Below are 11,329 nucleotides of genomic sequence, written 5' to 3'. Positions count from 1 at the left end.
CCCGGACCGCACCCCTTGCGAACTGCTGGCGACCATTCAAGCAGCATTCATGGTAAAAAAGAAAGTGCCGCATGGTTCATGAAGCATTAATGTTGCAATTGCACAAAAGTTTTACTTGTACCGGGCTCGGCGTGTGAGCCAGAGTTACTCCCGCACCGGACATGATGTCCGTGCCACCAACCTTTCGGGGGAAAAGGTATGACCGAAGTCTTCCTCGGGCAGATAATGCTCACGGGGTTTGCGTTCGCACCCAGGGGATTCGCCCTCTGCAACGGACAGCTGCTATCCATTGCCCAGAATCAGGCGCTGTTTTCGCTGCTGGGCACCCAATACGGTGGTAACGGCACCACCAACTTCGCCCTGCCCAACATGCAGTCGTGTACCCCGGTTGGTGCCGGCAGTTCGGTGGATCCCAGCTGGAGCCCAGCACCTTACGTCCAGGGCCAGCTTGCGGGTGCGGAAAACGTGACACTGCAGGGCACGCAGGTGCCACTCCACAGTCCTGTGGTCAATGGCACCACCAGCGCGGGGACGGCGCGAAATCCCACCAATGGCCTGTATGGCACCAATGGCAGCGCGATTTTCGGAGCCGCCAGCGGCACCCTGGTGCCACTGCAGGGCGTGGGGGCGGGTGGGGGCAATCAGCCACACTCGAACCTGCAGCCCTACACCGTGATCAGTTTCGTGATCGCGCTGTCCGGCATCTATCCGTCACGCGGCTGAACCGCCCGGCATCCACTACAGGAGTTAATCATGAGCACCCCTTACGTCGGAGAAATCCGGATGTTCGGCTTTGCACGCGTGCCCAACGGCTGGTTCGCATGCAATGGTTCGCTTCAATCGATTGCCGAGTACGAAGTGCTGTATACCCTGATCGGCACCACGTTCGGCGGCGACGGCGTCACTACGTTCGGCGTGCCCGACCTGAGCGGCCGCGTGCCGATCCATCAGGGCCGTGGCCAGGGCTTGAGCAACTATGTAATGGGGCAGAAGGCCGGCACTGAAAGTGTCACCCTGCTGCAGACGCAGTTGCCGCAGCATACGCCATCGCTGATGGCAACCACGGCGCTGGCAACCACCGGCGCGGTCGGCACTGCCGTGCTGCCGGCGGCGCTGTCGGGCGAAACCATGTATGTCACCGACATCACCGGCGCCAATGCTGCGGTCATGTCGCCCAATGCAGTTGTCAGCATGGGTGGCAACCAGCCGCACGACAACCAGATGCCTACGCTCACGGTGCAGTTCTGCATCGCGTGGGCGGGCATCTTCCCGTCGCAGAGCTGAGCCGCAACCCGCGCATACGCGCCTCCAGGACACGACCATGACCGAACCCTTCATCGGCGAAATCCAGTTGTTCGGCTTCAACTTCGCGCCACAGGGCTGGGCCAGCTGCAATGGCGCCACCTTGGCGATCCGGCAGAACACCGCCCTGTTTTCGCTGCTGGGCACTCAGTATGGCGGCGACGGACAAACGACGTTCCAGTTGCCCAACTTCGTCAATCGCGCAGCCACCCAGCAGGGCCAAGGCCCTGGCCTGACCCCGCGCAGCATCGGCGAGGCTTTCGGCAGCAATGGGGTGACGCTGACCCAGAACGAGATGCCATCGCACAGCCACTCCCTGACCATCTATAACCAACCTGCCGAGAGCAAGCGCACTAGCGTCCCGGCAGCGGGCAACTACCTTGGCCTGCCTACGTCGGGCTCACCCTTCGTGCCTGGCAACACTGCCAACACGCAGTTCAGCCCCATGATGATCGCGCCGTCCGGCGGTGGCCAGCCGCATGAAAACCGTCAGCCCTACCTCGCGACGAACTTCTGCATCGCGCTGGAGGGTGTATTCCCCAGCTTTGGCTGACGACATGCAAGCAACGTCGCAGCTCACTTCGTTTCCGGCAGGCCGCAACGACCACCTGGCCGTCCCCGCGCTCCTTGGCGAGCGCGGGTACGCTTTGCGGCCCCTGTGCGACGATGACCTGAGCTGGCTGCGCGAACTGTACGCCAGCACCCGCGCGGAGGAACTGGCACCAGTGCCTTGGCCCGAAGCGAGCAAGCGCGCGTTTCTGGATAGCCAGTTCGCACTCCAGCACCAGCACTACCAGGCGCACTACAGCGACTCTGATTTCCTGGCCATCGAACGCCACGGCGTGGTGGTGGGCCGTTACTACCTGCAGCGCAGTGCGCCGGATCACCTGATCGTCGATATCTGCTTGTTTCCCGGTGAGCGCGGTCACGGTGTGGCCGCGGCCCTGATTGCTCACAGCCAGGGCGAGGCCGCCGCGCTGGGTCGCGGCGTGACCCTGCACGTGCAGGCTGACAACGTCGCTGCGCAGCGCCTGTACCGGCGTGCGGGCTTTGCCCTGATCCACGATCAAGGCTCGCATCTGCTGCTGCGTTGGGCACCGGGCTGAGCCGGCGACACGCTGTCGTACGCCCGCCGGAGCGGGCACACCGTCAGTTGAAGATCGCCTGATACAGGAACCCCGCCTGCTCGCGCGCTACCGGCACCAGGAATATGCCCACCTCACCGATGTCGTCATGGCGCATCTGATAGATCTGCTGCGGGAACAGGAAGGCCGAGCCGTTGCGGAACAACAGCGAGAACGGAGTCCGTGCCGCGCCGGGCGGCACTTGCGATGGGTTCAGGGCTCGCGCCTCCACAAGCACAAACGGAACCTCGCCGTCGTTGATGACCGCCGAGAAGGTCTGATCGACGTGGCGGGCGAAATGGTCGAGCGTCAGCAGTTCCATGCAGAGTTCCCCTAAACCGAACCGCATCGTCGCCGCGCGGTACGTCCGATGCAAGTGTGTTGCGGAAGTTTCCGGCAGGCATGGTTGGCTGCACGTGAACCGCTCGTCCATCAGTCCTGTGTACCACCCGGGGCGAGTGTCCGATTGCCTGTCTCGGCCCAACCCCCGCCCAGCGCCAGGAACAGATCCACCTGACGGTCCACCCGCTGCGCACGCGAGGCTGCGAGTGCGGATTCTGCATCGGCCAGCGCGGCTTCGGCTGACAGCACATCAAGGAAGCCGATCCTGCCGAACCGGTACAGTTGCCCGGCCTGGCCGCTCGCACGTGCCGCGTCGTCGCGGGCGAGGGCAAGGCTGTGCTCGCGATCGATCTCCTGCGCATACGCCGACAGCGCGGTTTCGGTCTGCCGCAACGCATCCAGCACCGCGCCATCGAACGATGCCAGCGCAGCATCGGCGTTGGCCCCGGCAGCGTCGATCCGTGCGTGGGTTGCGCGGCGGTTCGGCCAGCGCCACGACAGCAGCGGTCCGATGGACGCGCCGATGCTGTCGCTGCCCAGCAGCTTCTTGAATGAACCTGCCATGCCAGCGGACGCGCCGATGCTCACCTGGGGATATAGTGCCGCCGTTTCCACGCCGATCATCGCAGTGGCGGCCGCCAAGCGGCGCTCCGCCGCACGGATATCCGGGCGACGCTGGATCAGCTGGCTGCCATCGCCGACAGGAATCAGCTGCTGCAGGCGCGGCGGTTGTTGGCAGTTGGCGACGTCCTGCGGGTAGTCCGCTGGCAGTCGGCCCATCAGCGCTGCCAGTTCGAACAGGGCCGCCTGCCGCTCGGCAACCAGATGCGGCACAGCCGCCGCGCTGCGGTTGTGCGCCGCGCGCGCCCGGCTCACGTCAAATTCGGTTCCGCGTCCGCCGGCCGCCAAGCGGGTGGTGGCGTCCAACGTGGCGCGCTGCGTATCGAGCACCCGTTGCGTCGCCGCCAGGGTAAGGTTGGTCGAACAGATGCCGACATAGGCGCGGGTGACGGCGGCGGCGACAACCACCCGCACCTGGTCACGTGCCGCAGCGACGGCCTCTGCATCCGCGTTGGCGGCCTCGATGCCGCGGCGGATGCCACCGGCCAGATCCAGCGGGTAGGACAGGTGGATGCCGAGCGCGTACACCTGCGGTGGCGAGGAAGGGGAGGTGTATCCCCCGGCGCGGGCCAGCGTGGCCGATGCGTCGGCGTCGGTGCCTACCGAGCCCTCGGCCCGGGCCTGCAGCACCAGCGCCGTGGCGCGGCGCAGGTTGGCGTCGGCCGCGCGCAGATCGGTGTTGGCCCGCAGCGCTTCGCTGACGTAGGCATTGAGCCGTGGATCGTCGTACAGCTGCCACCAGCGATCTGGCGGCTCGGCCTGTGTGTAGGCCGCCTCGGGCCCCGATACGAATGCGCGGCGGGCAGCCGGGGCGGCGGCGACCGCGCTGGCGGGAAGTGTGTAGTCAGGGCCGGACACGCAGCCGGCCAGCGACAGCGCACAGGCGAGCACGCCCGCGCGTGATGCGGTGCCGATCACTTGCAGGCCCCTTGCACGCGCGGAGTGATGGTCACGCTGGCGGTTCTGCCGACGATCAGGCGGGTGTCCGGGGCAACGTCATCCAGGCGGATGCGGACCGGTATCCGCTGCGCCAGCCGCACCCAGGTATAGGTCGACGCGACCGACGGCAGCAGGTTGTGGGTGCTCGAGCGCTGGTCGTCGGCGATACCGGCGGCGATGCTCTCCACATGCCCATGCACGTTGCGGCCATCGCCCATCAGGCGCGCGACCGCAGCATCGCCTTCGCTGATGCAGTTGAGCTTGGTTTCCTCGAAATAGCCCTCGACCCTCAGGCTGCTGCTGTCGATCAGGGCCAGGGCCTGGGCACCCGGTTGCAGGAAGTCGCCCGGGTGCAGATCGAGGTTGGTGACGGTGCCAGCGGCGCTGGCGCGCACTTCGGTGCGCTGCACGTTCAACAGTGCCACCCGCCGCTCCGCACGGGCCTGCGCCAGACCGGCCACTTCGGTATCGACCTTGGCCGCATTGCGCTCGCGTGTCTCCGAGGCGACCAGGTTGCCCAGCGCCAGATCCCGCTTCGATTCACGGCGGGCGAGGGTGAGCGTGGCCTGCGCGCTGCTCACCGCAGCATCCGCCTTCTCCAGCGCGGCGGCGTAGCGCGGCTGGTCCAGCACCAGCAGCAGCTGCCCGGCTTTCACCCGCTGGTTGTCCTGCACCAGCACCTGGGTCACCAGTCCGCCCATGTCCGACGCCACGCGGATCACATCCGCGCGCACCCGGCCATCGCGCGTCCAGGGCTGCGTTTCGTATCGGCTCCACAGGGACAGGGCCGCGATGACGGCGACGGCGAACAGGCAGAGCGTTGCGCTCCAGCGGCCAAGGACACTCAGCACGTGTTTCATTTCAGTTTCTCGAACAGGGGCGCGAGCTGGATCAACAGCTCCGCCAGGATCACGAACAGCGAAAGACCCACCAGCGGGCGATAGGCGAACAGCCGGTACAGCCCGAGGCTTGCCAGCAGCCGCGAGGCCATCATCGACAGGGCCAGCGCGATGAGCGCCACCGCCAGCAGGCCGGGAACGAAGACGCCATCGATGGAGATATCGGAGAACATCGCATCAGGCCTCATGAGCGAGCAGGTCGCGGCGCAGGCCGGAAAGCAGTGCAAGAACATGCTCGGTTCCGGGCGCGCTGCCAGTGCTGACGGCGTCGCGTGTGCGTTCGAGCGATTCCAGCAGCGGCGCATTCACCAGGCGGGGAGCGGGAGTGCGGAAGTGGGCGATGGCCCTGTGCATCAGCAGCGCATGCCACTCGCGGCTGCTCCGGTCCTTGAGCGTCCTGCCGATCACACGCAATTCGGCCACGGCACTGGCCGCGCGCATGTCTGCAAACATCGTCCGCAATGTGCGGGCCGCATCCGCACGGCCGCGCAGGCGAGGAGCAAGCAGCGCAAGCCGATCCACCATGCGGCTGGTCCAGTCGCTGGCATTTCGCACCTGCCCGGCCGCTCGACGGGCGATGTCCCGCCTGATCACATCCTGCAGGCGCGCGCGGCTGCGATTGCTGTCCAGGGTCTGCAACAGCGACATGCTGCACAGCGCCGCCGCCGTGCCGACGAACAGCGCGACGCCGCTGTTGAGCGCACCCACGATGTTGCTGGCGTTGGTCGCGCCCAATCCTGCAATAAGCGGGAAGGTGAGCACTACCCCCAACGCCGCCATGATGAACGGCGGGCGGGCGAGGAACGAGCCACACAGCAGCAGCGCGGGCGCCAGCGTCATGGCCAGGCCGACGAAATCGGACAGGCCCGGAAAGATCACCAGCGCGTAGAACAGCCCAATGACCACGCCGATGGTCGACCCGATCAGGTAACGCATGACATGCCCCGCAGGTGCCTCGGCGGTCCCGAACAACACGCAGGCCGTGCCGATGATGGAGACGGCGGTTGCACCATCGGACCACGCGGTGGCGATCCACAGCGCGCAGCTCAGTACGATGCCGACGAAAGCACCCAAAGCGCTGCGCAGGGCGATGCGGTGATCACGGTGCAGCACGTGGCCATTCGCCTTGCTGGCAAGGTGCACGGGCACACGCCGGCGCCAGTCCGGGCGGGCGTCGTGCAGCTGCTCTTCCAGCAGCCGGCAGTCGTGATGCGCAGCATCGAGTTCGGCCTGACGTGTGCAAAGCGCTGCACGCAGCAGGTCCGGCCATGCTGTGTCTGTCGTGCCAACAGGCTGCGCGCGCAGCTGGGCCATCGATTCGTCCACCGCGCTGGACAGCATCAGCACATCGAGCATCCGGTCATGCAGTGCGCGCAGGATCTGCACCTGGGCAACGCCGTGGGCGCTGTCGAACGGCAGGTGGATGGACAGCGTGTGCAGTTCGAGCAGGTCCGCGGCCACCTTGGAGCGATCCTCCGCAAGTACCGTCTCCTGGGCGCCTGCGCGCATGTCCTGCGTCCAGCGTTCCGCATCGCCGAGGATCGACGCCACACGCGCGTGCACACGCGGCGAAACCCGGCGCGGCAGCACCAGCCCGTGGACCAGCGTTGCCGCAAGAATACCGATGGAGATCTCCTGCACGCGGGTGATGGCAATGGTGAAGACGTCACCGGGCACCATCACCGCCGGGAAACCGATCAGGCTGGTGGTGTACCCGGCCAGCAGGAAGGCATACGCACGCGGTGTGCGGTCGAGCATGGCCAGGTACAGGCACAGGCCCATCCAGGCCGCCAGCACCACGCTCAGCACCAAGGGCGCGTTGGCGAACCGCGGCACCAGCAGCACCGTAGCAACCGCACCGCCGACGGTTCCCAGCAGGCGGAACAGGCCCCGGCTGAGCGTTGCGCCGGACATCGGCTGCGACACCAGATAGACCGTGCCGATCACCCAGAATGGGCGGGTCAGGCCGATGCGCAGCGAGACATACAGCCCGAGGATCGCGGCGAGCAGGCACTTGAGCGAGAACAGCACCGCTTCGCGGTCGACCTTCAATGCGGGCGACGTCAGCAGCGCGCTCGGGCGCGAAAGCCAGGGGCGGGTAGGGGCGGGAATCTGCATGCCGCCATCGTATTCAGCGAGGCCTGCAGCCGAATTTCGCTAGAATGCCAGCCTATCGCTGAATCTGGTCATTGAGAATGACTCGCATCTCGTTGCCTGGCTTTGATCTGGACCCGGACGCGACGGATCGGCCGGCAGTGGCCAGCCGCCTGCAGGTGGCCGACCACGATGCTGAGATTCCGGTGCACGACCACCGCAAGGGACAGCTGATCCTGGCGCTTCATGGCGCGGTAACCTGCGAGGTGGCCAATGCCCTGTGGATCGTGCCACCGCAGTGCGGCGTGTGGATTCCCGGCAGCCTGCCGCACAGCAACCGTGCGACCGCCAACGCGCGCCTCTGCTACCTGTTCGTCGAGCCGGGCGTCGTCGACCTGCCGCTGCACTGCGTGACCCTGTCGATCTCACCGATGGTGCGCGAGATGATCCTGCACCTGGCCGATGTGCCGCAGGACTACCCGCGCGGCGGGCACACCGATCGGCTGGCGCGTGTGCTGCTGGACGAACTGGTGCAGATGCCGGCCGAGCGGTTGTACCTGCCGGTGAGCGATCACCCCAAGATCCGTGCGCTGGCTGCGGCGCTGTCGGCCAATCCGGCCGACCGCAGCACCATCAGTGGATGGGCCAAACGCCTGGCACTGGGCGAGCGCACGTTGACTCGGTTGATTGATCGGGAAACCGGTCTGTCGTTCGGGCGCTGGCGGCAGCAACTGCACCTGCTGGTTGCGATTCGCGAGCTTGCCGGCGGCGCGGCGGTGCAGCGGGTTTCTGAAACCCTGGGCTACGAGTCGGTGACAGCGTTCATCACGATGTTCAAGAAAGCGCTGGGGCAGTCGCCTACGCGGTACTTTGCGGCGCGGCTGCGGAATCAGGATTCTGCTACTCGTGGCGATTGACGTTGACTGGCTGAAAGGAAGTATCAGCTCTCCGCGGAACTGCGTTTGTCGCGTATCGAATAGATCACTGAAAAGATCTTCCAGCCTTGCTCGGTGCGGACCAGCTGCCACATTTCCCTGCCCCAGTTTTCTTTCGCGCCATTGGCGTGGAAGCTGTAGTCGAACGACACCGATGCCACATCGCCGTCTGTGTCGATCTTCGTGTTGAAGAACTTCTCCTCTCGTGGCTCTGCAGTGGCCACGGCCTCATCGATGAGCGAGATGAAGTTGTTCGATGGGATATTTCGTGCCTTGATCGCATCGGGCTTGGCCCTGCGGATGTCCGCCAATCGCCGGTCCTCGGACACCAACTGCCAGCCAATGTCTTCCGGCTTGTCAGAGAAGAACAGCGCCATGTAGGTCGGCTTGTCTTTGTTGATCAGCGAGGTGCGGAAGGACTCGATCACCTGTTCGATCGCTTGCACATCGGCAGGCGTGCTTTGCTCTGCGTAGGCCGGAAGGCAGGGCAACAGGCAAAGGGCGAGGGTGGTGAGGACCGTTCCTGGAATGTGCATCTGTAGTGTCGGGTTGAAGGGGAGGGCGGGCATGCGCATCAGCGAGCGTACGTGCGCCAGAAGAGCACGCGATTGCCTGTGCTGCTTGTTGCGACGAAGATCGACTTGCCGAATTCGGGCTCGCAACGAAAGAAGGTATAGGAGCGCTTCAGAGCGGTCTCACTCGGCCACCAGCTTCGATTGAACAGCGCCGGCTGGGTAGCGCTGTGGTCGACGGGCCGGCAACCGGGCGGCAACAACAACTGCTTGCTGCGTGGTTTGCTGAAGGCAAGCGCGCTCACGTTTGAATCGAGGTCGTGCACCTCACGCAGGTCGGTCGCCTCCTCGGGCACCCACGCGGGAATCCAGCCCTTGGCAATCATCTCGGCGTCGACGGCTTCCTGCTTCGTGGCGTAGGAGCTGTCCATCACCAGATCCAGATCGCAGGAGGCAAGTATCAAGCAGAGTGCGAAGAGGAGGAGCAGCCTCGTGCTGCTTCTGGCAAGTTGTCGGAACGTCATTGCTGCCATGCCTTGCCTCGCGACCTACTGGGTCAAGGCCTGGAAAAGACGGTTTCGATCCGCATCGGTCATCGACCACGATTGACCGGCCGGCGCCATGCGCACGGTTTCCACCCGGCCGCAGGCCCGGTACTGCCAAGTCTCCGAGCCGTCCGCTTGCGTTGCTACATCGATCCCGTCCAGGCGCGCGCATTGCAGCCTTGCCAGTGCCATCGGCGTGAAATGGAACATGTAATGCTGCACTCTCTCGGCCGGCATTGCCGAGCCAGTCGGCAGGGGATGGGCCGGCGAATACTCGCCCAGAAGGCTGATGCAGGTCGCGGCGGCAGACAGCGTATTGCGGCCAAAGGCTCGGGAGGCATCACGTTCGACCTCATTGCCGAGCCTCTTTCCCTCCTTGCTGGCAGCGTAGGCCTGCGCCACCTGAAGCTGCGCGGGATCGAAGGTCGACAGCCAACGTTCGCGGCCGTCCTGCAACTGTAGTTTCAGGCCAGGCAGGATCTTCTGGCAGCGCGCCGAGATCGCCTGTGTCTGCACGAAGTCCTGGGCCCGATCGCTGGGAGTTGCGGCCGGCGGTGCTGCCGTCGCGTCCGCCGCCAGGAAAGCGGAGGTGATGACCAGGGCATATCCAATCCTGCTGCGCATCCTTGCACCTGTTGGAGACTGTGATGGCGCACGCTATCACGGATATTGGGTGGGGCACATTCTGGAAAGAGGATCTGACCCCGAACAGGATCGGCAACCGCTTCCATTGTCTATACTCGTGGCTATATGGGGAATCCGTCTTCATCCGCACGGAATGTCGTCCAGAGAGGGTTGTCCAGTGTGGGATGTACGCTTCGAAGGAGCGGCAGGCAATGCGATGCACTCGGCTACTGATCACCCTCCTGCTCGTCCTGGCCCAGCCGGGGTGCCGGGACGAGGTGGAGAGTTCAACGTACCCCATGGGTCAGACGGGAAAGACCTGCACTGCCTACAAGGGCTTTGATCGCCACCCTCCTGAAGTGGTTGTTGCCGAGCTCGCCAGACGGGGGTTGGATGGTCGCAGGTTGATTCATAAAACAGTCTGCGGCTCGATCACCAACTGGGAGATTCTTCCTGCGGGATCGTCGATCAATCGCATACCTCCGCCAGATTCGTATGTGAACGTCTGGATGGGGGAGGACGGCTCCGTTTCCGTCAGTACAGATCGCCCATGATGTTGGAGCATCAGCTGACGATCGAACATCGTGTCAGCGCCAATGCATCGTATGATCGCTACATCGGCGTGCATGGATTCATGCCGGCGGTGGAAAGAGGTGTTGACCGTGGCTTGCCAAGGCGCAGCAAACGGTTTCATCGCGCCAGAGAAGGTCTGGCCAAAGTGCGGCGAGCACGGGGTGCGTGAGCGCTGAAGTTTCCGCAGGGGAGGTGGGATGACTTGGATGTTGGTTGTTTTCTATGCGGCCCTCTCGGTGCTCGCGTATTTCGCAATGGTTGGTAGAACTCCCACCAGAAGGCTCTTCTCCGCGATTGGAATCATTGCGGTTCAGATGGCTTCGCTTGTCTGGATTCAGATCATTGCCAGAGCGCTGGGCTCGCAGTCCAATCATGGTTCGTATTCCGTGGGAGTCGGTGAGCTCTACCTCGCCATACGACCGATTCTCTTGTTCAACGTGACAGTGTGCATCGCGCTTGTTCTGATCTTCCTGGTTGCTCTATCCGGAAAGAAGGATGCCCGATGTCCAGATTCCTAATCTCCGGCGAGGTGCCCCTCATCCAGAGACTGCCTGATAGGTTCGAACTGTCCGAACGATTGTTGAAGGATCTCGTGCTCGCCCAGGTGGCGTGCGTGGATGTCGTCGGATTCGGGGGCGTGTTGTTGCTGTCCAGCACGACTTAGGTCTTAGGCTGTGACATTGCCGTTGTAAAGCTTGCCGATGCCGATGCCGATGCCGGTGAGAGTCACCCTGTGTCTGGACAATCACGATCAGCTCTTCGAGCTGGAGCTGTGCAAGGTGGACCTCTCACCGATCATCGGCGTCGATCTGAGGAGCG

The 11,329-nt window shown here is 64.4% G+C and carries 14 protein-coding genes; 6 read left to right on the top strand and 8 right to left on the bottom strand.

Translation table 11 applies throughout. The features are described 5' to 3' along the window. Positions 1-198 precede the first annotated feature (198 nt). The 4 genes from CR919_RS02470 to CR919_RS02455 are packed head-to-tail and all read left to right on the top strand — an operon-like array spanning position 199 to position 2,408. Positions 199-723, top strand: a complete 525-nt coding sequence (locus tag CR919_RS02470; protein ID WP_099818688.1) for a tail fiber protein — start codon at positions 199-201, stop codon at positions 721-723. Positions 724-753: 30 nt separating this feature from the next. Then, positions 754-1,284, top strand: a complete 531-nt coding sequence (locus CR919_RS02465) for a tail fiber protein (protein WP_099818687.1) — start codon at positions 754-756, stop codon at positions 1,282-1,284. Between the two features lie 37 nt (positions 1,285-1,321). Continuing rightward, entirely contained in the window at positions 1,322-1,855 is a 534-nt protein-coding gene (locus CR919_RS02460) for a tail fiber protein (RefSeq protein ID WP_099818686.1), read from the top strand. 4 nt (positions 1,856-1,859) lie between these two features. Further along, the gene (locus CR919_RS02455; protein WP_165787232.1) at positions 1,860-2,408 is read left to right on the top strand and encodes a GNAT family N-acetyltransferase; all 549 of its coding nucleotides are present in this window, start codon (positions 1,860-1,862) and stop codon (positions 2,406-2,408) included. Positions 2,409-2,451: 43 nt separating this feature from the next. On the opposite strand, the gene CR919_RS02450 is transcribed toward CR919_RS02455, so the two are convergent. From CR919_RS02450 to CR919_RS02430, 5 genes are all read right to left on the bottom strand, one after another. After that, positions 2,452-2,748 carry a hypothetical protein gene (locus CR919_RS02450; protein WP_099818684.1) on the bottom strand — a complete coding sequence of 99 codons (297 nt, stop codon included), beginning with the start codon at positions 2,746-2,748 and terminating at the stop codon, positions 2,452-2,454. Between the two features lie 110 nt (positions 2,749-2,858). Continuing rightward, a complete protein-coding gene (locus tag CR919_RS02445; RefSeq protein WP_243379832.1) occupies positions 2,859-4,307 on the bottom strand; it encodes an efflux transporter outer membrane subunit in 1,449 nt (482 codons plus the stop codon). Next, positions 4,304-5,188, bottom strand: coding sequence for a biotin/lipoyl-binding protein (locus CR919_RS02440; protein ID WP_099818683.1), 885 nt, complete (start codon positions 5,186-5,188; stop codon positions 4,304-4,306). Before CR919_RS02440 ends, CR919_RS02445 begins: the two co-directional genes overlap by 4 nt. Then, on the bottom strand, positions 5,185-5,400 hold the full coding sequence (locus CR919_RS02435; protein ID WP_099818682.1) for a DUF1656 domain-containing protein: 216 nt from the start codon (positions 5,398-5,400) through the stop codon (positions 5,185-5,187). Before CR919_RS02435 ends, CR919_RS02440 begins: the two co-directional genes overlap by 4 nt. A gap of 4 nt (positions 5,401-5,404) precedes the next feature. Continuing rightward, entirely contained in the window at positions 5,405-7,345 is a 1,941-nt protein-coding gene (locus CR919_RS02430; protein WP_099818681.1) for an FUSC family protein, read from the bottom strand. A gap of 77 nt (positions 7,346-7,422) precedes the next feature. Here CR919_RS02430 and CR919_RS02425 point away from each other — a divergent pair, with 77 nt between their 5' ends. Then, entirely contained in the window at positions 7,423-8,238 is an 816-nt protein-coding gene (locus tag CR919_RS02425; protein WP_099818680.1) for a helix-turn-helix transcriptional regulator, read from the top strand. Between the two features lie 23 nt (positions 8,239-8,261). On the opposite strand, the gene CR919_RS02420 is transcribed toward CR919_RS02425, so the two are convergent. The 3 genes from CR919_RS02420 to CR919_RS02410 all read right to left on the bottom strand — a co-directional run bounded on the left by CR919_RS02420 (position 8,262) and on the right by CR919_RS02410 (position 9,937). Next, positions 8,262-8,792 (bottom strand): hypothetical protein, encoded by a 531-nt coding sequence (locus CR919_RS02420; protein WP_099818790.1) that lies wholly within the window; start codon positions 8,790-8,792, stop codon positions 8,262-8,264. A 38-nt stretch (positions 8,793-8,830) separates the two neighbouring features. Beyond that, positions 8,831-9,199: a hypothetical protein gene (locus CR919_RS02415; RefSeq protein WP_243379830.1), complete on the bottom strand. Its 369-nt coding sequence runs from the start codon at positions 9,197-9,199 to the stop codon at positions 8,831-8,833. Positions 9,200-9,316: 117 nt separating this feature from the next. Further along, entirely contained in the window at positions 9,317-9,937 is a 621-nt protein-coding gene (locus CR919_RS02410; RefSeq protein ID WP_243379827.1) for a hypothetical protein, read from the bottom strand. A 770-nt stretch (positions 9,938-10,707) separates the two neighbouring features. On the opposite strand from CR919_RS02410, the gene CR919_RS21160 reads away from it, so the two are divergent. Then, entirely contained in the window at positions 10,708-11,028 is a 321-nt protein-coding gene (locus CR919_RS21160) for a hypothetical protein (RefSeq protein WP_099818678.1), read from the top strand. Positions 11,029-11,329: the final 301 nt, after the last annotated feature.

This window comes from Stenotrophomonas sp. LMG 10879 (assembly GCF_002750935.1).
Taxonomy (GTDB): domain Bacteria; phylum Pseudomonadota; class Gammaproteobacteria; order Xanthomonadales; family Xanthomonadaceae; genus Stenotrophomonas; species Stenotrophomonas lactitubi_B.
Note: the sequence above shows the minus strand (reverse complement) of the source record. Positions and strands in the feature narration are given on the sequence as shown.